Source organism: Curtobacterium sp. MCBD17_030, assembly GCF_003224255.1.
Classification (GTDB): domain Bacteria; phylum Actinomycetota; class Actinomycetes; order Actinomycetales; family Microbacteriaceae; genus Curtobacterium.
The window spans coordinates 24,463-48,488 of record NZ_QKLI01000016.1 but is presented as its reverse complement, the minus strand read 5'-3'; the positions used below and the strand labels follow the sequence as shown (position 1 = coordinate 48,488).

Below are 24,026 nucleotides of genomic sequence, written 5' to 3'. Positions count from 1 at the left end.
GCCAACCGAAATCCACGAGTACATCTGCGACAGATGCGGGGTGCCGTACACGTCGTACAGCGCTGCCGAAGAATGCGAAGAAAGCCATTTGGGAGACGGACGATGAGCGCATTGGCCGAGCAATATAACGATGAACTCGTACGACGACTGCGAGCGGAGCGCGTTCTCCGAGAAGTTGATCGCATCGTGTCTGACCCAGGACTGTGGTCTGCGTTCAATGTCCGTCGCCTTGAGCTGCAAAGCGTCCTCGCCTCATGGAAGAAGGAACAGACGGAGGCCTCCGCATGACCGCTCTGACGATCCACATGGATGTGGAACAAGGCTCAGACCAGTGGCTGCAACTCAGGTGCGGCATCCTCACCGCATCCACCATCGGGAAACTCATCACGCCGACGCTGAAAGTCGCAGACAACGACACGTCACGTGGCGTCATGCAGACCCTCATCGCGGAACGGATTAGCGGCCACGTCGAATACTCGCATCCGTCGTTCGACATGCAACGCGGAACGATGGATGAGCCGTATGCGCGGGAACTGTACGAACAGCACCACGCACCGGTCAACGAGATCGGATTCGCAACACTCAACGTCGGCGGGCACCTGCTCGGAGCATCACCTGACGGACTCGTTGACGTAGATGGCGGTATCGAGATCAAGTCCCGCGCCCCGAAGACGCAACTCCGCACGTTCCTCGACGATCGTGTGCCCACCGAGAACCTCGCGCAGATCCACGCCTGCATGTTCGTCCTCGACCGTGAGTGGTGGGACTACGTGTCCTACGCAGGTGGCTGGCCCCTCTACGTCAAGCGTGTTCACCGTGACGAGAAGTGGGACGACGTCATCCGAGCCGCACTGCAGTCCTACGAACAGACCGCCGCCGACACCATCCGCGGCTACGAGCTCATCGCAGCAGGACGGCCCGTCGCTGAGCGCGTCGACCACTGGGCTGACGAGGAGATCCGTATCTGATGGCGGAAACATGCAACTACGGCACCTGCCTCATGCCACGGGGCAAAGCTCTCGGGCTTTGCAACGCGCACTATGCGCGGCAGCGGCTTGGGCGACCAATGGAAGCGGCAGTACGAAATGCGCACGCCACTGATCACGAACGCTTCTGGTCGAAAGTCGACAAGGGGGGCGACTGCTGGCTTTGGCAAGGCGCGAAGGTCCGCGGCTATGGGATCTTTCGCCTCAACAGCCGCGACCGCGTCGCACACCGCGTTGCGTACATGCTTCAACCGCAGCTGCGTGAACCCCGCCCATCTGCGGCTGCTCGATCACCAGAAGAACGGCCAGAACCGATCTAGCGCTAATAGCAACAGCAAGACCGGAGTCCGTGGCGTCTACTGGAACGAGGCGCGCAAGGGTTACCTGGCCGCGGCGTCAGTACGCGACCGAATCTACCGGATGGGGCCGTTCCCGACTATCGAAGAAGCCGAAGCGGCGATCGTCGCTTGGCGCAGAGAGAACATGCCCGTCTCGATCCATGACCAACGAAAGGCGGTGTGAGGCATGGACCTTACCCAGAGCATTGAACCGAACAGCTCACAGGTCAACGCGGATGACCTCATTGCTGCACCTCGCACGGTCACCATCACGGACGTGGAGGCAGGATCAGTGGAGCAGCCCGTGTTCGTGCACCTGGCCGAAGTACCCGGACGCACCTGGCGACCTTCCAAATCAATGAGGAGAGTCCTGGTCGCCGCATGGGGACCGGAAGCGTCGAACTACGTCGGCCGGCGAGTGACCCTCGTGCGCAACCCCGACATCATGTTCGGCCGCGAGAAGGTGGGCGGCATCGAGGTGTCACACCTGAGCCACATCGACAAGCCGCTCACTGTCGCGCTCACGGCCACACGAGGCAAGCGGAAGAACTTCACCGTGCACCCGCTCCCTGACGTCGCACCCGTGCAGCAGCGTGACTGGCTGGCCGACCTCGCCCCCATCGCCGGCAACCCCGTCGCGATCCGTGAACTCGGCCGCACCGCACAAGCCGCAGGAGCAGACGGAGCAACCATCGCAGCGATCAGGGCAGCACTCACCGAAGCGGAGACGAACCATGAGCCGCAGTAAGCAGAAGGGCACCGCCTTCGAACGCGCCATCGCCGACTACCTCAAAAGCGCGATGGCGGATGACCGGATAGACCGGGCACCACTGCACGGAAAGAACGACGTCGGAGACATCTCCGGCGTCGTTTCTCCTTTCGGCCGCATCGTCCTCGAGCTGAAGAACCACAACCGGCAGGAACTCGCTGTGTGGGTCGACGAAGCCGAAACGGAACGCGGCAACGCTGACGCCCTCGTTGGAGTCGTCGTCCACAAGAGACGCGGCAAAGGGTGGCCCGGCGACCAGTACGTCACGTTGACAGTCGACGGGCTCGTGAAGCTCCTCGGCGGACCGATCGGAGAGAACGATGCCGTTTGAACCGCTGCAAACCATCATCGACCGTGTTGACAACGCGATCGAGAAACGCACCGACTCTGTCACGCCACCGTTCACCGCAACCACCATCACACTCCGCATCGACGACGTCCAACGACTCGTCCACGCAGCTATCTGGGGGGACGACACATGACTCCGCGTCTCACTCCCGGCGCATGGCTACGACGCGTCACGGACCGGTGGGAACTCGTCAACGTCACCACCGTCACACCATCCGGCACCGTCCTCCTGCAACTCCTCGACGGCACCCGCACAAGCACCACCATCGGCTACCTACGCGACAGGTTCGAACGAGCGGACGACAGGGCATGAGCCGAGCAATGGGTTCGCATCAGTCAGCACGAGCGGTCACAACCACATGGTTGACGCCGCCCGAGATCATCGAAGCGCTCGGACCGTTCGACATGGATCCGTGCGCTGCACCCTCACCGCGCCCGTGGCCGACAGCGGCACGGCACGTTGAGCTCCCGGAAGACGGCCTTGCTGTCGAGTGGGCCGGCCGGGTCTGGCTGAACCCGCCGTACTCGTTCGAGGCATGGAAGTGGTTGGCAAAGCTCGCTAACCACGGCGACGGGATCGCACTCGTCTTCGCCCGCACCGAGACAGCCGGCTTCGTCGAACAGGTCTGGGGCAAGGCAACCGCAGTGCGCTTCCTTCACGGACGCCTGTTCTTCCACCGACCCGACGGGGAACGCGCCGCCGCTAACAGCGGTGCACCATCCGTGCTGGTTGCTTACGGCGCAGGCGCTGCCGAGCGCCTCCGCACCTGCACACTACCGGGCACGTTCCTCTCGTTGGAGGCAGCCGCATGAGCAGCATCGAGACCGGCGACTGGATGGTGTCGAAAACGAACCCGTCCGTCTACCTCGAAGTCGTCGACACCACACCAGACGGCGGCGTCACCGTACTCCTCGACGGGATACGCATCAACACCACCAAGCAATACCTACTCGCTCAGTGGTGCCACCTCGAGGGGGACGCATGAATGACACAAGGGAAGGAGGTAACGCATGCCCTGGATGAAAGTAGACGACGGCCTCCACTCCGCCCGGAAAGTCATCCGCATCCCCCGACAGCGACGCATGTCAGCGATGGGCTTGTGGGTCATGGCCGCCACCTGGTGCGCCGACAACCTCACCGACGGGCTCATCGAAGACCACGAAGTCGATGAGCTCGGCGGCACCGAAGAGGAAGCGGCGGCACTCGTCGCATGCGGGTTGTGGCTGCGGACTGACAACGGCTACCAGTTCCACGACTGGACCGACTACCAGCCAACCCGTGAGGAGATCCTGACCAAACGGGAGCAGGACCGAAGACGGAAAGCCAAGTGGAGAGAGTCACACCGTGACTCCGATGGGACATTCGCGTCCGTCCCACCGGACGAAGAGCGGAGTCACACCACCCCCGACCCGACCCGACCCGACCCGACCCGACCTTCTTCTAAAGAAGAAGAGGGCACACCGCGCAAGCGCGGCCACCGCATCCCTGACGACTTCACCGTGACGGCAGACATGGTCGCCTGGTCCAGGGAGAAAGCCCCAGCAGTGGACGGCAAACGGGCCACAGAGATGTTCATCAACCACTGGCAGTCAGCGAGTGGACGCACAGCGACGAAGACGGACTGGTCGAAGGCATGGCGCAACTGGCTGCTGTCCGACCAGCAACGCGCTGAGGAACGCGGGTGGAAGCCCAACGAGAGATCGGAGAGGAAGGTGTTCACCCCACATGACGACTGACCTAGTCGAACAAGCCGAGCTGGCCGTCCTCGGCGCAGTCATCGCAACCGGTGGCAAGGCACTCGACGACCTCGCGCTACACGGCGACGACTTCCACCAACTGTCCTACGGGAACCTGTTCGACCGCATGCGCGCCATGCACGAGAACGGCGAACACATCGACACGTTGACGATGATGCGCGCACTGCCCACGCAGGACGTGCTCATCGCATCGCTCTCCGACCACACCCCGTTCGCGTCCGCGTACCAGTCCTACGCAGACATCGTCGCCGCACACGGCATGCGACGGAAGCTCCTTGCAGCGACTGAGAGCATCCGCACCATCGGCGTCACCGATGTGTCGGCCGCGGACATGGTCGAGCTCGCCCGGCAGATCCTCGATGAAGTAGCCGGCGCACCAGCATCCCGGGTCAGGTTCGTGCGAGACATCATTCCCGACGTCATCCAGAGGATGACGGAGCGCACCACGTTCGTGCCATCCCCGTGGCCCACCTTGAACCGGGCGATCGGCGGGTTCCGTCCAGGAGCTGTGTACGTCGTCGCCGCCCGACCTGGTATGGGCAAAACGGTTGTCGCCGCGCAGGTGGCGGCTGCACTCGCGAACCACGGTCCGGTCGCGTTCTCGTCGCTCGAGATGTCCGAAGACGACTTGGTGTCCCGGCTCATCTCGGAACGCTTGTCGATCATGGTCGGGAAGGTGAAAGACAACCGCATGACCGACCACGACTGGGGGCTGTTCCACGGCAGGAGAGCGGAACTCGACGCGTTGAACATCGCCATCGACGACCGGTCGAACATCAGCGCAGGCGACGTCCGATCGTTCGCGCGGTCCGTGTCACGACACGGGAAACTCGCCGGCATCGTCGTCGACTACCTGCAGCTCATGACGTCCCGCACCAAACAGGACCGGCACCTGCAAGTCGCTGAGTTCAGCCGACAGTTGAAGATCCTCGCGAAAGACATGCACGTCCCCGTCATCGCACTGTCTCAGCTGAACCGGCAATCCGAGTCACGAGCCGACAACCTGCCGAAACTGTCGGACCTTCGCGAGTCAGGGGCAATCGAGCAGGACGCGGACGTCGTCATGCTGCTCCGCCGCGAAGGCGACGGGCACACGGAAGAACTCATCATCGACGTGGCGAAGAACCGTCACGGCGAAACCGGAGACGTGCACCTTGCATGGCAGGGCGAGTTCTCCCGAGCAGTGGAGTGGAACTGATGGAACTCATCGCCAAGTCCCTCGCCGAAATCCTCAGCGAGGAGGACCCCGAACCGCAGCGTGCACCGATCCGCAACCGGGAACCACGCGCCCGTCTCGGCGGTCACAAGTGGCACCTGATCTACGAACGTGACGGCGGGGCCTGCTGGATGTGCGGCCACCACGTCGACAAGGGCACCGGGGAAGTCGACCACCTGCAACCACGGTCCTCGTTCACGCCCGACCAACTCCGCCGCGCAGACCGATCCGACAACCTGCGCACCGCATGCGTCGACTGCAATCAGCAGAAGTCGAACTACGTGTACGCGTGGGCCCCCGAAACCATCGGAGTCACGGCGATGTGTTGGGACTGCCAACACCCCGAAAGCACGGAATACGTCGAGATGACAGTGCCGGCGTACTGCGGACGGTGCGGACACACATGGGTACCCAACGAGTCCTGGCTGCTATGAGCGCCGACTGGGACACGTTCATAGCCGCCCTCAACGTCGACGAGCTCGAGCAGGAACGAGCACGTATCCACGGGCCGCTACATCACGAACGGCCGGGCTCGCCGCAGGACCGGGACATGCGTTACGCCCACGACTGGCTGAAGTACCAACGCCGCCTCACCGCTGCGACTGCTGCCGACATCCGTGAGCAGCGGGCAGTCCGGTTGCAGGAAGCGGACGCTGACCGGTTCATCGCAGCCCGGAAGAACGCTGCAGCGATGCACACCTACGAACGCCGCAACCAAGCGGCATTGCACGACTACCAGAGGAGAACAGCAGCATGAGCAAGGCAACGATCACCGTCGAGGGTTTCGTCACGAAGGACCCGGAGATGCGTCAGGCCGGCGGGAAGAACGTCGTCGCGGTAGACATCGCGCACACACCCCGCAAGAAGGAAGGCGACCAGTGGGTGGATGCGGGCGACACGATCTGGTTCCAGGCGTCGTTCTGGGAACGTGACGCTCAGCCGGTCATGGACGCGGTGCGGAAGGGAACACTCGTCACCGTCTCCGGGAACGTGGAAGTGAACGCGTACCTGAAGAACAGTGGCGAACCGTCCGCGTCGATCCGCATCAAGGGGGCGACGCTCGGCATCATCCCCAGGGAGGCACAGGCAGGCCGTCAGAGCACGAACGGTACAGCCTCCGCTGCATGGGACGCCCCAGTGAAGAACGGGCCGGAGACGGGCGGACAGCAGAACTGGGCATCCGGCACCAGCACGTTCAACGACGAGACGCCCTGGTGAACGCGATGACACTCGAACAGACCCTCACCTCCTGGTACACGGACGAAGCTCGCGGCACACACCTCGACTTCGACGACCTGCCCTCGCTCGTCAAGCGGATCGAAGCGCACTACGCGTCCGTGCAGCCGCCGACGCGCGAGCAGATCGCGCATCTGCCAGATGACGCGCGCATGGAGGCGTACTACTACGACTTCGAGCACACCGGCGTCGGGTTCATCGACGCGATCCTCTCGGCTGTCGCGATCGCTGGGAAGGGGTCGCATCACACTCAGTCATGGGGTGACGAAAACGAGGACGGCTACTACCGAGAGCGCCCAGGGCTGCCCGACGCGGACAGTGCGGTCGACCTGATCCAGAAGGCAGCGCAGCAGGCTGCCGACGCCGTGCTCGCCCTGTTCCCGCAGCCGGGACCGAGCGCCGAGCAGCCCGTCACCGATCGGGTCGAGCGGGAGTTGGAGTACCGCGTCCGGACCGCCATTGCTCGATGGGAAGCGGCGGACCATGACGGCCGCGACACCTCTGCGGTGGTGAACGAGGAGGTGCGCGGGGGACGCGCGGCCGTACGCGCCTACCTCGCTCCGTCCCCCCGGACCGCCGAGCCGGTGAGCATCGCCGCCATCCACGCCGCCTACGCCGAGTTCCAGTCCACCCATGACCTGCACGAGCTCGCCCGGGCGGTCGGGAACATCCTCGGAGCCGCTGATGAGTGACCGCTGCCCCATCTGCGGCGACACATGCGGGCTCCGTGAGTTCCAGGAGGACACAGGTGACTGACGCTGACCTTATCCGCAAAGCAATGCTCGACCAGGCGTCAGGCATCGACGGGCTAGAACCGGTTGGTTCTAGCCCGTCCCCCATTCACCGATACCCGCACTGGCCGACACACGACGTCGGCTACGAGGAGGACGAACAGTGACCCGCAAACTCACCACTCAGGACCAGCCCGAGACCCACATCGAGTACCGGCTAAAGGTCACCCTGGCCCACGACGTCGGGAGCGGCCTCAAGGCCGGCGACGAGTTCGAACCCATCGACCCGACGACGGACCGAACGGACCTCGAGTACACCCGTGGCTACTACATCGGCCAAGGCCACGACGCGACCGTGCAACACCGCCGCACCACGACCACGCACACCCCATGGGAGGACGCATGACTGACAACCGCCTCCTCGACGCTGTCGACGCGCTCACCAAACCGACCGTCGACAACGTCAAGCAGACCACCGACGACGGCACCTACATCCGCACCGTCCCCGTCGAACACCCGCCACTGTTGCAGCAGTTGGCAGATGCTGTGCTTCCATCCGGCAGTAACGACCACGGCGGGCAGTCCGCATCCGCCTCATCACGTAACGTCCTCGACAGCACCGCCCTTTACGACCTGCTGCTCATCCAGAAGCAGCTACTCGACATGTGCTCCTGGGTCAACATCGTCGGGGACAGACGTGACCTGCCCTGCACTCTCCGCAAGTGGTACGCCGCCTACATCGGACGAGCGGACTTCGACAGCGAACAGTGGTACCTCGGACAGCTACGTCGATGGGCTGACCAGATCCGCGCCCGCACAGAACCGCCCAAGACGTTCGAAGCCGGCTACCCATGCCCCATCTGCGGACCAACACCCTGGGTTGACACCGACGGCGAACGGCACCCCAACATGCTCATCGTCGAATACCCACGCCACGAACCCGACCTCACCCGAGCACGCACCATCTGCAAGAACCCCAACTGCAAAGCCGAATGGGTTGGTGTCGGAGCGATCGCGGAACTCGGCGACGAACTCAAAGAACGAGAGGTAACAGCATGAACGAGAATCACGTTCCAACATGCGAGCAAATCGCGGAAGCGCGCGGTCTCCTCCTCGGCTTGGCGCACCGCGAATCTTCGGCGGATGTGCCTGTCGTGGAGATCAAGCAGACCGTCTACGCCGTGCTCGCCCTGTTCCCGCGGCCGGCCCCGAACGCCGCGTCGAGCGACCACGAGTCGGTGTCGCCGGTCGACGGCACAACGTGGGTGCAGCGCAACGACGGCTGGCAGCACGTCGACGTCCTCGACCGCGAGGTCCGTCTACGCCGGTCACCCTTTCACGGCCTCATGGTCGGTGTGGACGGGCACTGGGCGTACGTCGGCGACGACGAAGCCCGGATGCGCGACTACCTCAATCCCGAGAGCGACCAAACCGCACCGCAGGAGGAGATCACCATGAACAGCAATGGCTACATCGCACCCCAGACCGAGGATGAGCAGTCCGAGGAGGACCGTGAAGCGCTCGATCAGTACGGCGGCCCGACCGAGCTCGATTCCCACGACCTGCCGGACGACTACGAGATTGAGGGCGACCGTGGCTGAGCCGACGACGCACGAGCAGCAGTGGCGTGTAGTCGCGGACAGGGACAAGGGCGACGACATGACGGTCCCAACCCAGCAAGGCGATCGGTTGACCTGGGAGTGGACTAACAAGCACGTGATCGGGGGCACTCGCCACGACGAACTGGTCCGAATCGAGCGTCCGGCCACTCTCGGGAACTGCCACTGTTCCCCGACCGAGCCAATGCCCGAATGCCACCTACATGGCAGGGGCGCGGAAGAACGACGCCAGATCGACTTGTCCACCGCTGAGCCGCCCCGCATCGAGGACATGGCACCGGGGACGACGTTCACGGGGGACCGACCCAAGGGGCACCTCGTCGCTGAGGGTGGACAGATCGTACGCCGCCACGGCAGGCGGTTCATGAAGCTCGTATTCCTTGCTGACTCCGAATTAGTGAACGACAGAGGTGAACTGGTTGACGCAGACGAGATCGACCCGTCCACGATCCGCGACGTCACCCCGCCAATCGCATAACTCGACACGCCGATGAAAAGGAGGATGCGGACACCGCAACCATGTGACACAATAGGCCTGCCTCGATGAACGACGTCCAAAGGCAGCAACCACACGGTCGACACCCACACAGGTGCCGGCCGTTTCTCGTTGGCCCACGCATATGTGAGGCGTGACCAACACAGTGCCCCGAGGAGCGGATCGGGTTCAAAGCATCCACCACGAGGATGCGCACTACACACGGTGGTCAGCCCACCCGCAGCCCACCGATGCCTGCGACAACAACCATCGGTCCTCTTCTCCGACCCGCCGGTCACACCAACACAGCAACGCCGCCACCAACGCGCACAACAGCGCGAACGCTGGCCGCAAGCACACCACGTGCGGCGCTGAGTCGGAGAACCACTTCAGGCCGAGACCCCGAGGGAAGCCGCGCTGGCATGCGGACCCCGGACGAGACCGGCCGACCACGTCAAGGAGGCAGCGCATGCTCGGACTCGCGATCATCATCGCCCACCTCCTGGGCGATTACCTCCTGCAGACCGACAGCATGGCGCAGCGGAAGACGGCGTCATGGCGGTGGGCGCTCACGCATGCTGCCATGTATTCGGTGCCTCACGCTGTGCTGCTGTTCTTGCTGCTCGGCGGCTTCGGTTGGCACTGGCTCGTCGCCGTGTTGATCATTGGCAGCACGCACGCCGTCATCGACCGGTACCGCCTCGCGAAGCACGTCATCTGGGCGCTCAACCACACGCTTCCGCACGACCATCGTGACGAGTACACCTGGGCCGAGGCCTCCGATAACGCCGGCTACTCCCCGTCTTCTCCGGTGTGGATGAAGACCTGGCTCATGATCATCGTCGACAACACCATCCACCTGACGATCAATGCAGGCACGATCGCGGTACTGCTGTGGATGATGAACTGAGCGCACACCGAGTCAGATCCAACCGATGGCCCGAACCCATTGGCTACGACGGACACGCTGCACCGCTGTACCCATGGCAGCAGACACCGACCGCGCCACTCCTAGCCGCTGTTGACACCCTGTACGAACCGCTCGAGGACAAGCAATGAGCAGTCACCACCGCAACACCAAGCAACGCGACGCCGACCGTGCACGCATCCGCAACACAGCAGCCGCCTGCCACATCTGCGGCCAGGCCATCGACTACACGCTGCCACACACCAACCCACGATCCTTCGTCGTCGACCACGTCATCCCACTCGCCAAAGACGGACCAGACACCATCGACAACAAAGCAGCAGCACACCGCGACTGCAACAGCACCAAGAGAGCCCGCCTCATCGCACCCATCGTGTGCCGCAGCGGGTCACTGCAACGCTGAACCGGGTTGGTACAAGCCACTTGTACCAACCCAGGTGTTGGTACAAGATGGGGGGAATACCCCCCTTTGTACCAACCCGACGGACCTCCGGGGATAGGCGCGTTCTCCCTCCGCCATTTTTTCCACTGAACTTGTACCAACCCTGAGGGCTTGTACCAACCCGGCAGGAGGTGATCGTGATGGCTGATCGGAGGCTGCGCGCGGTCACTGCTGCGGATGTTCCGGTGCGTGCGAAGTCGGTGTCGGAGGCGGCGAAGTCGGGGACGGTCCGTGAGCTTCTCGAGGCGACGCGTGATCGTATCGCTGTCGCGGTGGAGAACCCGAACACCCCTGCACGTGATCTCGCGGCGCTAACGAAGCGGCTGCTTGAGACGGTGCGGGAGATCGAGGCGTTGGACGCCCGGGAGGACGCGGACAATGCCAGCAGCGCAGCAGACGCCGTCCAGGACGGGCTCTTCGACGCTTCGGCTGTCTGAGTACGCGAAGAAGTTCACGTTTCCGGCTGGGATCACGAAGACGGTGTGGCCGCGGGTTGAAGCGAAGGGCGCGGAGCTCGGGCTGGGTTTCGACTGGTGGCAGGCGCAGGCCGGCACGGTGTGTCTCGGCTACGGCGAGGACGGGAAGTACGTCGCCACGGTCGGTGGTGTCGGCATGTCGATCCCACGTCAGGTCGGGAAGACGTACTTCGTCCTCGCGATGCTTGTGGTGCTGTGCATCCTGTTCCCTGGGCTGCAGGTCATCTGGACTGCGCATCACCTGAGCACGTCGACGAAGACGTTCACGTCGCTGCGGGGAATCTGCAGGCGGAAGAAGGTCGCCCCGCACGTCCGGGCGCTGCGAGCGGCGAACGGTGAGCAGCAGGCGGAGTTCCGGAACGGATCGAAGATCATGTTCGGGTCTCGCGCCCGTGGGTTCGGTCGCGGGTTCGACGAGATCGACGTCGAGGTGTTCGACGAGGCGCAGATCCTTGACACGAAGTCGCTCGAGGACATGGTTGCCGCGACGAACCAGGCCCGTCACGAGCATGGGGCGCTCCTACTGTTCATGGGGACGCCGCCTCGAGCGTCGGACCCGTCGCAGGCGTTCCGTCAGCGGCGGGATGAAGCGCTCACGGGTGAGGCTGAGGACGCCATCTGGTTGGAGATCGCGGCGGACCCGGATTCGGATCCGAACGATGAAGCGCAGTGGGCTGTGATGAACCCGTCGTACCCGTTGCGGACGCCGCGGGAGTCGTTGCTGCGGCTGCGGAAGAACTTGAAGGACGACGACTCCTGGAACCGGGAGGGTCGCGGCATCTGGGATCCGAAGAACGACGCGCTTGTCATCGACGAGTTGTCGTGGGGTGCTGTGAAGGATGCTGCGTCGATGGCCGTGGAGCGGTTGACGTTGGCGATCGATGTTCCGCCGGATCGTTCCGTGGCCGCTGTGGCGCTGTCGGGCCGCCGTCCTGACGGGCTGTGGCATGTCGAGCTCGATGAGCAGCGCAAGGGCGTCGACTGGGTCATCCCGTGGGTGGTGCAGGCGGCGGACAAGAACCAGCTGCATGCGGTCGTCGTCGATGAGCTCGCCGGCCTGACGGAGAAACGCCGGGACGGGCACTACCTGATCGGTACGGACGTCGAGGTGACGCTCGCAGCAGCGGAGGGACGTGACATGGCGATCGCCTGCGCGAAGTTCTTCGACTCGGTGATGGACGGTTCGGTGCGGCACACGGATCAGCCGCAGGTGAACGTGGCTCTGTCGGTGGCGCGGAAGCGTCCCGTGGGTGCGGCGTGGGCGTGGAACCGGAAGGACGCCGCGTCGGACATCACTCCGATCGTGGCAGAGACACTCGCCCTGTGGGGCGCTCAGAACGACAACGTGCAGGTGCCAACGTGGCGTCGCACTGGAACCAGGACGGCGGTGGTCATGTGAGCACGACCATCGAGAAGCTGACCGTTCCTGGCCTCACCGATGACGAAACCGTCACCCTGAACCTGCTCGTGCAGCAGCTCGCGGACAAGCAGCGCCGCAACCAGATGCGCTCCAACCTGTACGACGGCCGGAACGCTGTCCGCCAGGTCGGCGGCGTCATCCCCCCGCAGTACGCGGACCTGGCGCTGGTCCTGGGGTGGGTCGCGAAGGGCGTCGACGGTCTCGACAACCGTTGCACCCTCGAGAAGATGGTGTGGACGGGCGGGGACCTCGACGCGCTCGGCATGCAGCAGCTTGAGGACAGCAACTACCTGCTGTCGGAGCTCGCTATGGCGCGCACGGACAGCCTGATCCATGGTGTCTCGTACCTGGTGACGACGCGTGGTGTTGAGGCTGACGGTGAACCGCCGGTGCTCGTGCATGCACGCGACGCACTGCATGCCAGCGGCGAGTGGAACACCCGCCGACGCGCGCTCGACGCGCTCCTGTCGGTGACGAGCTGGGACGACGACCGGATCACCGGGTTCGTGCTCTACCTCGACAACATGACGATCAACGCGTCGAAGACCGCGGGCACGTGGACGGTCGACCGGTCGGAGCACACGTTCGGTGTGCCAGCCGATCCGCTCGTGTACCGACCCCGCGGGTCGCGTCGCATGGGCCGTTCGCGGATCAGCCGGCCGGCCATCAGCATCCAGAACTCGGCACTCCGTGCTCTGGTCCGCGCTGAGGCGCACATGGACATCTACGCCATCCCGAAGATGATTCTGCTCGGCGGGTCGGATGCGATGTTCAAGAACCCGGACGGCTCCACGAAGGCGTCGTGGGAAGTCGTCATGGGCCGTGTGTTCGGCATCCCCGACGACGACAACCCGAAGAACCCGACCCCTCGCGCTGACGTGAAGACGGTGAACGCCGAGTCCCCAGCGCCGCACCACGCGCAGTTGAACGTGCAGGCGAAACTCATCGCCCGCGAGTTCGACCTCCCGGACCAGGACTTCGCCCTCACCGACATGGCGAACCCCACGTCGGAGGGCTCGTACGTTCAGGGCCGCGACTCGTTGGTTGCGGAGGCGGAGAACGCCACGGGAGCGTGGTCTATCCCGATCCGCAGGCGGGTGGCAGCCGCGCTCGCCATGCAGAACGGCTTGACCGCCGTCCCTGAGTCGTGGAAGAGCATGCAGCCGAAGTGGCGGTCGCCGCTGTACTTGTCGAAGTCGCAGGCGGCAGCTGCGGGCTCGCAGCAGTTGTCCGCGGTGCCATGGCTCGCAGAGACCGAGGTTGGCCTCGAGCTCCTCGGTCTCGATGAGCAGCAGATCCAGCGCGCGCTCGTTGAGAAGCGGCGCGACGCCGGACGCGCGGTCATCGCTGCACTCGCCAACCGTGCGCCGGCACAGCCGCCGCAGGCGAATGCCGTCGGCGCGTGAGCAGCGGGCGACGCTGCAACTGCTGACCGCCGCTGCTGTCGAGGACGCTCAGTCGTTCCTCGCCGGCACGGTGGGATCACCGGAGCAGCGTCGCTTGCAGATGCTCGACACGGTGCCAAGCCTCATCGGCTACTACGCGGACGGGTCGTCTGCGTTGGCGGCGGACTTCTACGAGGAGTCCCGCGAAGCCGCCGCCGTCCGGTCGGTGTTCCAGGTGGTGCCGGTCGTCGCTGATCGCACGGTGAAGATCCGCCGGGGAATCGCGTGGGCCGCCGAACCCCTCTTCGGGGACGTCGATGCGGATCCGGCGGAACGGCTCGCTGAGGTGGTGCAGCTCGAGTCGGCCCGACCGTACCGGGACACGATCCTCTCGAACCGACGGCAGGACCCGGCGGCTGTTGGTTGGGCTCGTGCGACTGCAGGCGGTTGCAAGTTCTGCCTGATGCTCGCGGACCGTGGGGCCGTGTACCGGGAGCAGACAGCGAACTTCGCCGCGCACTCGCACTGCCACTGCACGGCGTACCCGGTGTTCAAGGGCGGCGAGCACGGACCGGAAGCGAACGCGGTGCAGTACCTCGCGTCGCGTCGGAGCCGCTCACCTGCGCAGCGGGCGTACATCCGCGCGTATCTCAACGAGAACTACCCGGATGTGCACGGGTGACATGACTTCCCCTCTGGGGAGAACGCTACGGCCGCGTCCAAGGCCGGTCTGATGTCCGACGGGACAGAAACGGGAGTGCCGACATGGCAGAGAACGAAGCCCCCATCGAAGCGACGAACACCGAAGGCGTGAACGCCGAGTTGAAGACCGGCGAGACCATCATCACGCAGTCGGAGGTCGACCGCATCGTCAAGGAGCGCGTGGCGCGCGAACGGGCGAAGTACGCCGACTACGACGAGTTGAAGGCGAAGGCCGACGGCGCGAAGACGGTTGAGCAGAAGCTCGCGGACCTCGAGGGCAAGTACTCGGCTGCTGAAGCCCGAGCGATCCGCAGCGACATCGCAGCGAAGCACGGCATCAGCGCCGAGGACCGGGACCTGTTCCTGACCGGCACGGACGAAGCGACCCTCACGGCGCAGGCGGAACGCCTCGCTGCACGGGAAGCAGACCGGAAGAAGAACGGCAACGTCGCGCCCAAGGAGGGCACGACCACCACGACCGGTGGGCCGAGCAAGGATATGCGCGAATTCACGCGCACCCTGTTCGGCCAGACCGACTGACCGAAAGGAGTAGCCCAAGATGGCTACGCTGACCACCGGGCAACTCAACCTGCCCAACCAGATCCTCGACCCGTGGCTCGGGAAGGTGAGGGGCGGATCCGTCCTCGCCCAGCTGTCCCCGGCAATCCCGATGAAGTTCGGTGCCGGCCAGGCGATGACCTTCGACATCGGCGAGGCCGAGTACGTCGGTGAGGGCGCGAACAAGGGCGGCTCGACCGTCACGCCGTCCACGCAGACCGTCAAGCCGTACAAGTTCCACAAGACCGTCCGCATGACGGAAGAGGTCAAGTGGGCCGACGAGGACGACCGCGTCGAGGCCGTCGACCAGATCCTCGCGGCGATCCAGCCCGCGCTGTCCCGTGCACTGGACTTCGGCGGCATCCACGGCATCAACCCCACCGGCGGTGCCGCTGTGGCGGCCATGGACCAGCGGATCTCGTCCTCGACGAACCAGGTCGAGCGTGCTTCGACGGACAAGCCGTACGCGAACCTCGACGCGGCCGATGAACTCGTCCTCGCGAGCCGGTACGTGCCGTCGGGCTTTGCGCTCGACACCGCCCTGGCGTCCAAGTTCAGCTCTCTGCGCGGTACCCAGTCGGAGCAGAAGCTGTACCCGGACTTCCGTCTGACCACGGAGACCTCGCAGCTCGAGAACCACACGGCATCGGTGTCGAACACGGTTCAGGCGCTCGGCGTCGCCGCGACGCCGACGAACCTGCTCGGCATCGTCGGCGACTTCGGTGCGTTCCGTTGGGGCATCCAGCGTCAGATCGGGCTCGAGTTGATCGAGTACGGCGACCCGGATGGCGGCGGCGACCTGAAGCGGAACAACCAGATCGCGTTCCGCGCCGAGGTCGTCTACGGCTGGGGTATCGCGGACCTCAACGCGTTCTCCCTCATCGTCGACAAGGTCGCGTGATGCCGCGACTCAAGTCCACGGTGACCGGCGTCGTCGTCACCGTCGGTGACGACGTCGCAAAGGCACTCGACTCCGAGTGGGTCGACGCCGACGCGAAGACGACGTCGACCCGCACCAAGAAGAGCGAGTAAGGGAAGGGGGCGGTCATGGCCGTCGACATCGAGAAGATCGCGGTCGCTCTCGGCCGGGCCGCCCCCGAACCGGACTCCCTGCTCGCGCAGCAGTGGCAGATGTGGATCGACGACGCGGAACTCCTCATCGAGCTCCGCGCGCAGGAACTGCAGAAGCCGATGCCCGACGAGGCGAAGCTGGACTATGTCGTCCGGCAGGCCGTCGTCGCGCAGATCAAGAAGCCCGACGATGCCACACAGGTGACGATCTCGGTCGATGACGGGTCTTCATCGAAGACGTACCAGTCCGCGAAGGGCCGCGTCGCGATCATCGACGAATGGTGGGCGCTGCTCGGACTCGTCACGGTCAACACCGGCGCGTACTCGTTCGACATGGCGTCGCCCACCTCCCGGCATCTGCCGTGGTGCTCCGCGAACCTCGGCGCGACGTTCTGCTCGTGTGGCGCTGACCTCGCCGGCACCCCGATCTACGAGGCCGGTGCATGAGCGACCTCGGCGCGGACATCGCCGACGCACTCCCTGAACTGCGGGCTGCTGCTGAGTCGAAGATGGTCGACACCTGCATCATCGAGTCGATCGTGACCGGCGGAGACCCTGACCCGGCGACGGGGCTGCCGACAGTAGTCCGCACCGTGGTCTACAGCGGCCCGTGCGAGTTCAAGGCTGCGGACACGCAGGCGCGCAGCGTCGCGTCCGGCGGGCGGCAACTCGTCCAGCAAGGGGCCGCGTTGAAGATCCCGATCGACGCTCCCGGATCTGTGCTCGTCCGTGCCGGCCATGAGGCCACGATCACCCTCCGCGCGCACGACCCCAATGCGGCACCTATCGTCGCGGCAGTCAGCGGCGGCCACAACCAGACCTACGCGACCGCACGGCGCATCCCAGTGGAGGTGACTTCCAGTGGCTGATGAAGAATTCTTCATCGACACGCACCGCCTGGACCAGATCGCTGTCGCGCTCGGCAACGTGCCCGGCGCAACCCTGCCGAAGGTGCGGTCGGCGGTGCAGTTCAACGCGACCCTCGTGAAGCAGGAGTGGCGGAAGTCGCTGCAGGGCAACCGGTTCGCGCCTCGAGTGCCGTACGCGATCACGTACGACACGCATGAGCTGGCCGATGCTGTGACTGCTGAGATCGGTGCCGAGAAGGGCACCGGCAAACAGGGTGGTGTGGCGCTGCTCCTCGAGTACGGCGCTCCGGCGAAGAAGCTCGCTCCGCGCGGCTACGGCATGCAGGCCGTGCAGGACAACCTCGACGACCTGCGGCACGGCATCACCAGGGCGATTGCAGACGGTGCCGCGGCGGCTGGCCTATGACCGTGCAGACGGAGGACTTCGACGAGACGGTCGCCTTCCGCGATGTCATCGCTGCGATACCGCAGCTGGCAGGCAGGGTCGGCGTCGGCAAGGCACCCACCATGGCTGATGGGACGGTCATCCCGGCGGACAAGCCGTACGCCGTCATCTACGGATCCCGCACCGATGAGACCTCCGACCGCTTCGCTGCGGCCGGATGGCGTCGCAGGCCCACGTGGATCGTGCATGCAGTCGGATCGTCCGAGCTGTCGGCTGTCGCTGCCCTCGGGTGGATCGACGACAAGCTCCGGCCCGGCCCGTACCGGCGCGGCATCACGATCCCTGTCCGCGGTCGCACCACCTCACCGGTGCAGCGCATTGAGCGTCCCGGCAACGCCGAGGACGACGCCGTCAAGCCGTCTGTCTGGTCCGCGATCGCGGTCTACGGCTTCGAGTCCGACCCAGCCTGACAAGGAGAACCCCATGCGCAAGCAGCCCATCGTCGAGCAGGTCGACGTCGTCATCGGCGAGGAGGGCGAGGAACGCCTCGTCACCGTCGCGAAGACGATCGCAGACCGCTGGCCCGACATCTACCGCCGAACGGAGACCGCGAAGGGCAACAAGACCGCTGCGGCCCGCCGCGCGAAGGACGCCCGCGGCAAGGAGTCGGCACCCATCACGGACGCCGCTGACCTTCCCGCTGCGGGAGACACGACCACGGCGACCGCCGCGGCCGTCACCACTGCCGGTACGTCCGGCGTGACCACGGAAGGAGTCACGTCGTGACTCGCGATCTCATCCTGCCCCCCAGCGTCGACGTCGACAGTAACTTCGCGCTGCTCGCCGCCCCGAAGTCGACGGTCCTCACCTGGCCGCCGAAGTTCAGCGACGTGATCGCCGACACCACCGTCGACATCACCTACTCGCTGACCACGGACGGGTGGACGCACGGGAAGTCCCAGGACACCACCACCGACCCCCGTTTCTCGCTGCGCGAGATCCTCGGCGGTTTCGGCCCCGTCACGCACACCGCTTCGCTGACGTACGTCTACGGCAGCGAGGAGGACATTGCCGACCCGCTCCTGCAGGAGGAGGAGGAGTACATCCTCTTCGCCCGGTACGCGACGCCGTGGGAGCAGGAACTCGCCGCGACGGACAAGTACGACGTCTTCGACGTTCAGGCCGGCACGAAGGTCCGCAACACGGCGGCCGGCGGGAAGTTCACCAAGACCCAGGCGCTCGCGCCGCGCCGCCGGGTGCTTGAGGACCAGGTCCTCGCCGCCGCCTGACGGTGACACACGTGCGGGCGGCGGTCCATTCCGGGAGCCGCCGCCCGCACCCCTCTCATCTCTCATCCCGGATTGATCCCGGAAGGATTCACCATGGGCAACATCGCGAAGGCCCGCCAGACCTACAAGCCGCCGACAGGCACGCTCCGCATGGTCCTCGACGTCGAGCTCGCCAAGGAGCGCAACACCCTCCTGAAGCAGATCGGAGCCGCCAACGACCACGTCGACGAGCTCCGACGCGAGGCCGGCGACCGCCCCGTCACACCGAAGCTGAAGAAGGCGAACGACGAGGTCCTGCGGCTCAACGAGCAGTTGCAGGCGCTCGAGGAGCGTGAGCGGGAGCACGTGCACCTGCTCCACATGACGAAGCTGCCCGGCGTTGAGTGGAACGACATCGCGGACAAGTTCCCGCCGCGCCTCGACGTGCAGCTCGACATCGATCTCGGCTACAACCACCACGCCGTCTCCCTCGTGGCCGCGCGGGTGAACACGGTCGACGTGAAGGAGCCCCTCGCGGACGGTGAGGAGCGCGTCGAGGACGCCACCTACGTGGAGGTCGACGGCGTCGTCCACCGCGGTGAGCTGCTCGATGACGACGACTGGGACTTCATCCAGGACATCGCGTCCGGGTGGGACATTGCGAACGTCGTGAACCTGCAGCTGAACCTCAACGTGCTGCAGTCGTCGAACCGACTGGGTCGCCTGAAAAAAGGCTGACCGAGGACCCCGCCCTCCGCCGGACCGTCGAGCTCTCACGAGCGATGGGCGTGTCCGTGCGGAGGTTGCAGGGGTGGGAGCCGTCCGAGCGGACCGTGTACGAGTACGGGGCCGACGGGCGGCTTTCGTCGTCTACGACGACCCTCGAGTCCGAGTTCGGGCCGACCGACGTCGACTGGTTGGCGGCGCTCCTCGACGTCGAGCGGGAGACCGGCCCGCACGGGTTCCTCATGTCCGAGGCCACCGACCCGGACGCTGACCCTGATCTTCCCGGGTCGCATTACCGGTTCATGGCCGGCACTCCGCAGGCCTCGCCGGAGGGCGGCATCGTCTGGTCGCCCACGTACGACCTCGCCGAGCGCGCCCGCCTGCACTTCATCTCTCGGCTCCGCAAGGAGGACCCGGACCCGCACGCAGGCCTGATCGTGCCCGTTCACCGGGTGAAGGTCCAGCCGAAGAAGGACCGCGTCCGGAAGCGACGCACCGCTCCACCGCCCCCGACCGCTTGACGCCTGAGGGCAGGAAGCAGGTGCCCCATGGCGAACGATCGCAGCGTCATCCTCGAGATCGGCGCGAAGATTGGCGGGTTCGTCACCGCCATGGGGCAGGCACAGACTGCCGCGACGAACATGTCGGAACGGACAGTGCGTGGCGCTGCCGCCGCTGCCCGGGCGCTGCACCAGCAACGTGAAGCGGCTGAATCCCTCGCGAAGCCGCTCCTCGCCATTGGTGCGGTCGCGGCCATCGCTGTCGGTGGCGCGATCAAGGCGTACGCCGACTTCGACGAGAAGATGTCGTCGGTCAAGTCCCTGTCGCACGCGACCGCGGACGAGATGCGCGAGCTCAGGGAAGCCGCGCTCACCACCGGCACGGCGATCGGCTACTCGGCCACTCAGGCCGCTGAAGCGGAGATCGAGCTCGTCAAGGCGGGTACCTCCGCGGCCGACATCACCGGCGGAGCCCTGTCCGGCGCGCTGAAGCTGGCCGCGGCTGGCCAGATCGACGTCGCCGACGCGACTGAGATCGCCGCGTCGACGCTCGCCCAGTTCGGCCTCAAGGGCAAGGACGTCACGCACATCGCGGACCTCCTGTCCGCTGGTGCCGACAAGGCACTCGGTGGCGTGTCCGAGCTCGGCGAGGGCCTGAAGTACATCGGCCCGGTCGCTGCGGCCGCGCACGTGGGCCTCGAGCAGACAGTCGGCTCCCTGGCGCTGCTTGCACAGAACGGCATCATGGGCGAGCAGGCGGGCACCAGCCTCCGCGGCATGCTCCTCTCGCTCACGGCCCCGTCGAAGGTCGCCGCGAAGACGATGCAGCAGTACGGAATCGACGTCTACAACGCTCAGGGCAAGTTCATCGGGTTCAACGGCGTGGCCGAGCAGCTCAGCACGAAGCTGGGCACGCTGACGGACTCGCAGCGCGACGCAGCCCTCGGCACGATCTTCGGGAATGCGCAGATCACCGCCGCGACCGTCCTCATGAAGGGCGGCGCGAAGGAAGTCGACAAGTGGACGAAGGCGGTCAACGAGCAGGGCTTCGCTACCGAGCAGGCCGTCGGCAAGATGGACAACCTCAACGGCGATCTGACGAAGCTGAAGGCCTCCTTCCAGACCGCCGGCATCGTCACCGGTGAGGCCGCAAATGGGCCTCTCCGCGCCGCGGTGCAGGTGGTCACCGACCTGATCGACACCTACAACGACGCGCCCGGCGCGGTCCAGGGACTCGTCTTCGGAGTCGGTGCGGTCACGGCGGCCGTTGCGCTCAGTGGCGGCACGATGCTCATCGCGGTACCGAAGGTCGTCGCGTACGGGCTCGCCCTGCAGACCCTCTCGACCGCCGGCATCCCTGGTGTCTCCCGCGCCGCGACGCTCGGTCTCCGGGCAGCGAACGGCTTCGGGAGGGGTCTCGCGGCTACTGCCGGGATCCTGACGGGCCCGTTCGGCATCGCGCTCGGAGTCGGGGCTGCCGCGGTCATCGGCCTCAACGTCGCTGCCAGCTCGGGTGCCGCCTCGCAGGAAGACCTCGCGAACGCGATCATCACGACCGCGGACGCCACGAAGGTCCTCGAGAAGGCCGGGCAGCGGTCCAACTTCTCGAAGCTGATCGCGGGTGACACCGCGAAGCGGCTGCAGGACCTCAAGGGCGTAATCCGAGAGCTCAGCGCGACGGACGTCGGGATCTTCTCGGCGTTCTCCGTCAAGCAGGAGGCGAAGTCCCTGAAGGACCTCGGGTCGGCGCTGGCTGAGGTGTCATCCGCGGACGCGCCGGCCGCTGCCCGTTCGTTCAAGGACCTGGCGGAGCAGCAGGGGCTGACCCGGAAGCAGACGCTGCAGCTGATCGACCTGATGCCGGCGTACAAGGCGCAGCTCGTCAACCAGGCGTCGTCCCTCGGGATCACCGCTTCGAAGTCGAATCTGCTGAAGCTCGCCACCGGTGAGTACAAGGATGCGGCTGAGGGCGCGAAGGCTCCGACGAAGGACAACGCTGACGCACTGCAGCAGCTCGATTCCTCTGCGGAGGATGCTGCAAAGGCGATCGAGAACACGGCGAAGGCCCTCCGTGATCTGACGTCCCCGACGTTGGACGCACGGTCGGCGCAGCGTGACTTCGAGGCCGCTGTCGACGCTGTGACGGACTCCCTGAAGGAGAACGGCAAGAGCCTCGACATCGGCACCGACAAGGGCCGCAACAACCAATCAGCGCTCGACGCGATCGCGTCATCCGCTGAAGCGTCTGCGGCGGCTCTGTACACGCAGACCGGGTCGCAGGATCAGGCGACTGATGCGATGCAGCGGGGCCGCGATGAGCTGATCAAGGCGCTCGAGCAGTACGGCATCACCGGTGACGCGGCGCAGCAGTACGCGGACAAGATCATCGGCACGCCAACGGACTGGTCGACGACGTTCTCGAACAACGCACCCAGCTCGGGGCAAGCAATCGAGGACCTGAAGAACAAGATCCTGTCGATCCCGAACGGCAAGACCGTCTCCATCGTCGCGGAGACGGCTGCCGCTCAGGGACAGCTGGACGCGTTCATCATGCGGAACAACGGACGGGTCATCTCGGTCCGTCAGCAGCTGATCACGGACGCGATCAAGGCTGGGGCTTCTCCCGGCTCCGCGAAGTCCGCCTACAACCGGGCCGCCGGCGGCCCGGTGTATGGCCCAGGGTCGGGCACCTCGGATGACATCCCTGCGTGGCTGTCGAACGGTGAATGGGTGATCCGCGAACGCGCGTCATCGATGTACGGGCCGAAGATCATGCACGCCATCAACCAGGGGGCCCTGTCGAAGCGGCAACTCATGGACGCGATGGCGGGCGTGCCCCGGTACGCGTCCGGCGGGCCCGTGGCCGCTCCGGTCCGGTACGCGCCGCCTGCTCAGCAGGTCGTCGTCGTGCAGGGCGGAGGCAGCGCCGGGGCAGGGCTGACGGTGCAGCAGACCATCAACCCGCAGCCGATGCAGTCGGAGGCGGAGATCGCGCGCATGGCTGTTGACGCGTTCAACTTCCAGGCACGAAGGGGATGACGTTGGATCAGGTGACGGAAGACGTCGTCCGCATCGGCGGGCTCGAGTTCCGCGGCGGCGAAGGGTTCGAGGGGTTCTACCTCGGCTCCGACGGCATCGTCGGGTGGGACGACAGCCCGGACGTCCGGTTCGACTCGATCGACCGCGCGAACCGAGACGGTGAGTTCGAGGTGCCCGTGTACTACGGGGCCCGCGTGCTCACCGTCTCGGGGTTCTGCTACGCGAACTCGAGCGAGAAGCTCGGCTACTACCGGGACCGGCTCATGGGGCTGACGCAAGACCTGACTCGGGTGGATGTGACCCAGCATGGGGTGACGACGTTCGGGCAGGGAGCGATGGCGGCCGCATCGAAGTTCCAGGTCGACATTCCCGGACGACGGGCGGCGTACCAGTTCTCGCGGCGGTTCCCGAACCCGCTGAAGTACGGCCACGAGAACCACGAGCAGAGCGACGCGAATGGCTTCGCTGTCGTCTCGCACTACGGCAACACCGATGCGGCTTCACGGCTTGTCGTGACCGGGTCGGCCCCGAGTTGGGACGTCACCGCTCGCGGCATGACCGTAGCTGTGTCCCGTGCCCTGCAGTCCGGGCAGACGCACGTCTACGACCTCCGCACCGGAGTGCTCACGATCAACGGCTCGCAGGCCCCCGCTGGGTCGCTCACGCAGGCGGACACGTGGACGGTGCCTGCCGGTGACTCGGTCGGTTTCCGGCTCCATGTCGGCAGCGGCAACGGGACTCTCGACGTCTACACCCGCGACACCTACATCTGAGGGGAGGC

Annotated in this window: 34 protein-coding genes; all 34 read left to right on the top strand. The window is 65.6% G+C overall.

The genetic code is table 11. From position 1 onward, the window contains the following. Positions 1-284: 284 nt before the first annotated feature. The 34 genes from DEI89_RS13180 to DEI89_RS13020 all read left to right on the top strand — a co-directional run bounded on the left by DEI89_RS13180 (position 285) and on the right by DEI89_RS13020 (position 24,018). The gene (locus tag DEI89_RS13180) at positions 285-968 is read left to right on the top strand and encodes a lambda exonuclease family protein (RefSeq protein ID WP_181421652.1); all 684 of its coding nucleotides are present in this window, start codon (positions 285-287) and stop codon (positions 966-968) included. Positions 969-1,175: 207 nt separating this feature from the next. Next, complete coding sequence (locus tag DEI89_RS17400; protein WP_146236797.1) at positions 1,176-1,508, top strand: hypothetical protein; 333 nt, start codon at positions 1,176-1,178, stop codon at positions 1,506-1,508. Between the two features lie 174 nt (positions 1,509-1,682). Then, complete coding sequence (locus DEI89_RS13175; RefSeq protein WP_146236796.1) at positions 1,683-2,072, top strand: hypothetical protein; 390 nt, start codon at positions 1,683-1,685, stop codon at positions 2,070-2,072. Continuing rightward, positions 2,059-2,424 (top strand): hypothetical protein, encoded by a 366-nt coding sequence (locus DEI89_RS13170; RefSeq protein ID WP_110904515.1) that lies wholly within the window; start codon positions 2,059-2,061, stop codon positions 2,422-2,424. The genes DEI89_RS13175 and DEI89_RS13170 overlap by 14 nt, the downstream gene beginning before the upstream one ends. Before the next feature lie 326 nt (positions 2,425-2,750). Then, complete coding sequence (locus tag DEI89_RS13160) at positions 2,751-3,254, top strand: DNA N-6-adenine-methyltransferase (protein WP_309146532.1); 504 nt, start codon at positions 2,751-2,753, stop codon at positions 3,252-3,254. Beyond that, a complete protein-coding gene (locus DEI89_RS17775; RefSeq protein ID WP_181421651.1) occupies positions 3,251-3,427 on the top strand; it encodes a hypothetical protein in 177 nt (58 codons plus the stop codon). Before DEI89_RS13160 ends, DEI89_RS17775 begins: the two co-directional genes overlap by 4 nt. Before the next feature lie 25 nt (positions 3,428-3,452). Beyond that, entirely contained in the window at positions 3,453-4,178 is a 726-nt protein-coding gene (locus DEI89_RS18150; protein WP_110904512.1) for a hypothetical protein, read from the top strand. Then, on the top strand, positions 4,168-5,397 hold the full coding sequence (locus DEI89_RS13150; RefSeq protein ID WP_110904511.1) for a DnaB-like helicase C-terminal domain-containing protein: 1,230 nt from the start codon (positions 4,168-4,170) through the stop codon (positions 5,395-5,397). The genes DEI89_RS18150 and DEI89_RS13150 overlap by 11 nt, the downstream gene beginning before the upstream one ends. Then, entirely contained in the window at positions 5,397-5,849 is a 453-nt protein-coding gene (locus DEI89_RS13145) for an HNH endonuclease (RefSeq protein ID WP_181421649.1), read from the top strand. The genes DEI89_RS13150 and DEI89_RS13145 overlap by 1 nt, the downstream gene beginning before the upstream one ends. Next, complete coding sequence (locus DEI89_RS13140) at positions 5,846-6,172, top strand: hypothetical protein (RefSeq protein WP_110904509.1); 327 nt, start codon at positions 5,846-5,848, stop codon at positions 6,170-6,172. The genes DEI89_RS13145 and DEI89_RS13140 overlap by 4 nt, the downstream gene beginning before the upstream one ends. Further along, positions 6,169-6,633 carry a single-stranded DNA-binding protein gene (locus tag DEI89_RS13135; protein ID WP_110904508.1) on the top strand — a complete coding sequence of 155 codons (465 nt, stop codon included), beginning with the start codon at positions 6,169-6,171 and terminating at the stop codon, positions 6,631-6,633. The genes DEI89_RS13140 and DEI89_RS13135 overlap by 4 nt, the downstream gene beginning before the upstream one ends. A 5-nt stretch (positions 6,634-6,638) precedes the next feature. After that, positions 6,639-7,343: a hypothetical protein gene (locus DEI89_RS17770; RefSeq protein WP_181421648.1), complete on the top strand. Its 705-nt coding sequence runs from the start codon at positions 6,639-6,641 to the stop codon at positions 7,341-7,343. Positions 7,344-7,545: 202 nt separating this feature from the next. Further along, positions 7,546-7,788 carry a hypothetical protein gene (locus DEI89_RS13125; RefSeq protein ID WP_110904507.1) on the top strand — a complete coding sequence of 81 codons (243 nt, stop codon included), beginning with the start codon at positions 7,546-7,548 and terminating at the stop codon, positions 7,786-7,788. After that, positions 7,785-8,441: a hypothetical protein gene (locus DEI89_RS13120; protein WP_110904506.1), complete on the top strand. Its 657-nt coding sequence runs from the start codon at positions 7,785-7,787 to the stop codon at positions 8,439-8,441. Before DEI89_RS13125 ends, DEI89_RS13120 begins: the two co-directional genes overlap by 4 nt. 95 nt (positions 8,442-8,536) lie before the next feature. Further along, positions 8,537-8,983 carry a hypothetical protein gene (locus DEI89_RS13115; protein ID WP_110904505.1) on the top strand — a complete coding sequence of 149 codons (447 nt, stop codon included), beginning with the start codon at positions 8,537-8,539 and terminating at the stop codon, positions 8,981-8,983. 962 nt (positions 8,984-9,945) lie between these two features. Continuing rightward, a complete protein-coding gene (locus tag DEI89_RS13105; protein ID WP_110904503.1) occupies positions 9,946-10,386 on the top strand; it encodes a DUF3307 domain-containing protein in 441 nt (146 codons plus the stop codon). Positions 10,387-10,531: 145 nt separating this feature from the next. Next, entirely contained in the window at positions 10,532-10,807 is a 276-nt protein-coding gene (locus DEI89_RS13100) for an HNH endonuclease (RefSeq protein ID WP_110904502.1), read from the top strand. Between the two features lie 179 nt (positions 10,808-10,986). Further along, positions 10,987-11,283 (top strand): hypothetical protein, encoded by a 297-nt coding sequence (locus tag DEI89_RS13095; RefSeq protein ID WP_220034542.1) that lies wholly within the window; start codon positions 10,987-10,989, stop codon positions 11,281-11,283. 469 nt (positions 11,284-11,752) lie between these two features. Then, on the top strand, positions 11,753-12,721 hold the full coding sequence (locus tag DEI89_RS13090) for a hypothetical protein (protein WP_146236795.1): 969 nt from the start codon (positions 11,753-11,755) through the stop codon (positions 12,719-12,721). Beyond that, positions 12,718-14,148: a phage portal protein gene (locus tag DEI89_RS13085; RefSeq protein WP_258368908.1), complete on the top strand. Its 1,431-nt coding sequence runs from the start codon at positions 12,718-12,720 to the stop codon at positions 14,146-14,148. The genes DEI89_RS13090 and DEI89_RS13085 overlap by 4 nt, the downstream gene beginning before the upstream one ends. Beyond that, positions 14,132-14,809, top strand: a complete 678-nt coding sequence (locus DEI89_RS13080) for a hypothetical protein (protein WP_110904500.1) — start codon at positions 14,132-14,134, stop codon at positions 14,807-14,809. The genes DEI89_RS13085 and DEI89_RS13080 overlap by 17 nt, the downstream gene beginning before the upstream one ends. Before the next feature lie 83 nt (positions 14,810-14,892). Further along, positions 14,893-15,369, top strand: a complete 477-nt coding sequence (locus DEI89_RS13075; protein WP_110904499.1) for a hypothetical protein — start codon at positions 14,893-14,895, stop codon at positions 15,367-15,369. Between the two features lie 19 nt (positions 15,370-15,388). Further along, positions 15,389-16,288 carry a phage major capsid protein gene (locus DEI89_RS13070; protein ID WP_110904498.1) on the top strand — a complete coding sequence of 300 codons (900 nt, stop codon included), beginning with the start codon at positions 15,389-15,391 and terminating at the stop codon, positions 16,286-16,288. Continuing rightward, positions 16,288-16,419 (top strand): hypothetical protein, encoded by a 132-nt coding sequence (locus DEI89_RS18145; protein ID WP_258368907.1) that lies wholly within the window; start codon positions 16,288-16,290, stop codon positions 16,417-16,419. The genes DEI89_RS13070 and DEI89_RS18145 overlap by 1 nt, the downstream gene beginning before the upstream one ends. A 15-nt stretch (positions 16,420-16,434) precedes the next feature. After that, positions 16,435-16,905 (top strand): hypothetical protein, encoded by a 471-nt coding sequence (locus DEI89_RS13065; protein WP_110904497.1) that lies wholly within the window; start codon positions 16,435-16,437, stop codon positions 16,903-16,905. Then, the gene (locus DEI89_RS13060; RefSeq protein ID WP_110904496.1) at positions 16,902-17,327 is read left to right on the top strand and encodes a DUF6093 family protein; all 426 of its coding nucleotides are present in this window, start codon (positions 16,902-16,904) and stop codon (positions 17,325-17,327) included. Before DEI89_RS13065 ends, DEI89_RS13060 begins: the two co-directional genes overlap by 4 nt. Further along, positions 17,320-17,733 carry a hypothetical protein gene (locus DEI89_RS13055; RefSeq protein WP_110904495.1) on the top strand — a complete coding sequence of 138 codons (414 nt, stop codon included), beginning with the start codon at positions 17,320-17,322 and terminating at the stop codon, positions 17,731-17,733. The genes DEI89_RS13060 and DEI89_RS13055 overlap by 8 nt, the downstream gene beginning before the upstream one ends. Continuing rightward, on the top strand, positions 17,730-18,182 hold the full coding sequence (locus DEI89_RS18140; protein WP_110904494.1) for a hypothetical protein: 453 nt from the start codon (positions 17,730-17,732) through the stop codon (positions 18,180-18,182). Before DEI89_RS13055 ends, DEI89_RS18140 begins: the two co-directional genes overlap by 4 nt. A 13-nt stretch (positions 18,183-18,195) precedes the next feature. Next, on the top strand, positions 18,196-18,498 hold the full coding sequence (locus tag DEI89_RS13045) for a hypothetical protein (RefSeq protein ID WP_110904493.1): 303 nt from the start codon (positions 18,196-18,198) through the stop codon (positions 18,496-18,498). Continuing rightward, positions 18,495-19,001, top strand: coding sequence for a hypothetical protein (locus DEI89_RS13040; protein ID WP_110904492.1), 507 nt, complete (start codon positions 18,495-18,497; stop codon positions 18,999-19,001). Before DEI89_RS13045 ends, DEI89_RS13040 begins: the two co-directional genes overlap by 4 nt. A 93-nt stretch (positions 19,002-19,094) precedes the next feature. Further along, positions 19,095-19,718: a hypothetical protein gene (locus DEI89_RS13035; RefSeq protein ID WP_110904491.1), complete on the top strand. Its 624-nt coding sequence runs from the start codon at positions 19,095-19,097 to the stop codon at positions 19,716-19,718. 50 nt (positions 19,719-19,768) lie between these two features. Then, positions 19,769-20,227 (top strand): hypothetical protein, encoded by a 459-nt coding sequence (locus tag DEI89_RS13030; protein WP_181421647.1) that lies wholly within the window; start codon positions 19,769-19,771, stop codon positions 20,225-20,227. A 27-nt stretch (positions 20,228-20,254) separates the two neighbouring features. Further along, positions 20,255-23,245, top strand: a complete 2,991-nt coding sequence (locus DEI89_RS13025) for a phage tail tape measure protein (protein ID WP_110904489.1) — start codon at positions 20,255-20,257, stop codon at positions 23,243-23,245. After that, entirely contained in the window at positions 23,242-24,018 is a 777-nt protein-coding gene (locus tag DEI89_RS13020; RefSeq protein WP_110904488.1) for a hypothetical protein, read from the top strand. Before DEI89_RS13025 ends, DEI89_RS13020 begins: the two co-directional genes overlap by 4 nt. The last annotated feature ends 8 nt before the right edge of the window (positions 24,019-24,026 follow it).

Excerpts from the sequence above, each read along its gene's own strand:
- DEI89_RS13180 (WP_181421652.1), top strand. The coding sequence starts at position 285 with ATGACCGCTCTGACGATCCACATGGATGTGGAACAAGGCTCAGACCAG.
- DEI89_RS17400 (WP_146236797.1), top strand. The coding sequence starts at position 1,176 with ATGGGATCTTTCGCCTCAACAGCCGCGACCGCGTCGCACACCGCGTTG.
- DEI89_RS13175 (WP_146236796.1), top strand. The coding sequence starts at position 1,683 with ATGAGGAGAGTCCTGGTCGCCGCATGGGGACCGGAAGCGTCGAACTAC.
- DEI89_RS13170 (WP_110904515.1), top strand. The coding sequence starts at position 2,059 with ATGAGCCGCAGTAAGCAGAAGGGCACCGCCTTCGAACGCGCCATCGCC.
- DEI89_RS13160 (WP_309146532.1), top strand. The coding sequence starts at position 2,751 with ATGAGCCGAGCAATGGGTTCGCATCAGTCAGCACGAGCGGTCACAACC.
- DEI89_RS17775 (WP_181421651.1), top strand. The coding sequence starts at position 3,251 with ATGAGCAGCATCGAGACCGGCGACTGGATGGTGTCGAAAACGAACCCG.
- DEI89_RS18150 (WP_110904512.1), top strand. The coding sequence starts at position 3,453 with ATGCCCTGGATGAAAGTAGACGACGGCCTCCACTCCGCCCGGAAAGTC.
- DEI89_RS13150 (WP_110904511.1), top strand. The coding sequence starts at position 4,168 with ATGACGACTGACCTAGTCGAACAAGCCGAGCTGGCCGTCCTCGGCGCA.
- DEI89_RS13145 (WP_181421649.1), top strand. The coding sequence starts at position 5,397 with ATGGAACTCATCGCCAAGTCCCTCGCCGAAATCCTCAGCGAGGAGGAC.
- DEI89_RS13140 (WP_110904509.1), top strand. The coding sequence starts at position 5,846 with ATGAGCGCCGACTGGGACACGTTCATAGCCGCCCTCAACGTCGACGAG.
- DEI89_RS13135 (WP_110904508.1), top strand. The coding sequence starts at position 6,169 with ATGAGCAAGGCAACGATCACCGTCGAGGGTTTCGTCACGAAGGACCCG.
- DEI89_RS17770 (WP_181421648.1), top strand. The coding sequence starts at position 6,639 with ATGACACTCGAACAGACCCTCACCTCCTGGTACACGGACGAAGCTCGC.
- DEI89_RS13120 (WP_110904506.1), top strand. The coding sequence starts at position 7,785 with ATGACTGACAACCGCCTCCTCGACGCTGTCGACGCGCTCACCAAACCG.
- DEI89_RS13105 (WP_110904503.1), top strand. The coding sequence starts at position 9,946 with ATGCTCGGACTCGCGATCATCATCGCCCACCTCCTGGGCGATTACCTC.
- DEI89_RS13100 (WP_110904502.1), top strand. The coding sequence starts at position 10,532 with ATGAGCAGTCACCACCGCAACACCAAGCAACGCGACGCCGACCGTGCA.
- DEI89_RS13095 (WP_220034542.1), top strand. The coding sequence starts at position 10,987 with ATGGCTGATCGGAGGCTGCGCGCGGTCACTGCTGCGGATGTTCCGGTG.
- DEI89_RS13080 (WP_110904500.1), top strand. The coding sequence starts at position 14,132 with ATGCCGTCGGCGCGTGAGCAGCGGGCGACGCTGCAACTGCTGACCGCC.
- DEI89_RS13075 (WP_110904499.1), top strand. The coding sequence starts at position 14,893 with ATGGCAGAGAACGAAGCCCCCATCGAAGCGACGAACACCGAAGGCGTG.
- DEI89_RS13070 (WP_110904498.1), top strand. The coding sequence starts at position 15,389 with ATGGCTACGCTGACCACCGGGCAACTCAACCTGCCCAACCAGATCCTC.
- DEI89_RS18145 (WP_258368907.1), top strand. The coding sequence starts at position 16,288 with ATGCCGCGACTCAAGTCCACGGTGACCGGCGTCGTCGTCACCGTCGGT.
- DEI89_RS13065 (WP_110904497.1), top strand. The coding sequence starts at position 16,435 with ATGGCCGTCGACATCGAGAAGATCGCGGTCGCTCTCGGCCGGGCCGCC.
- DEI89_RS13060 (WP_110904496.1), top strand. The coding sequence starts at position 16,902 with ATGAGCGACCTCGGCGCGGACATCGCCGACGCACTCCCTGAACTGCGG.
- DEI89_RS18140 (WP_110904494.1), top strand. The coding sequence starts at position 17,730 with ATGACCGTGCAGACGGAGGACTTCGACGAGACGGTCGCCTTCCGCGAT.
- DEI89_RS13045 (WP_110904493.1), top strand. The coding sequence starts at position 18,196 with ATGCGCAAGCAGCCCATCGTCGAGCAGGTCGACGTCGTCATCGGCGAG.
- DEI89_RS13035 (WP_110904491.1), top strand. The coding sequence starts at position 19,095 with ATGGGCAACATCGCGAAGGCCCGCCAGACCTACAAGCCGCCGACAGGC.
- DEI89_RS13025 (WP_110904489.1), top strand. The coding sequence starts at position 20,255 with ATGGCGAACGATCGCAGCGTCATCCTCGAGATCGGCGCGAAGATTGGC.
- DEI89_RS13020 (WP_110904488.1), top strand. The coding sequence starts at position 23,242 with ATGACGTTGGATCAGGTGACGGAAGACGTCGTCCGCATCGGCGGGCTC.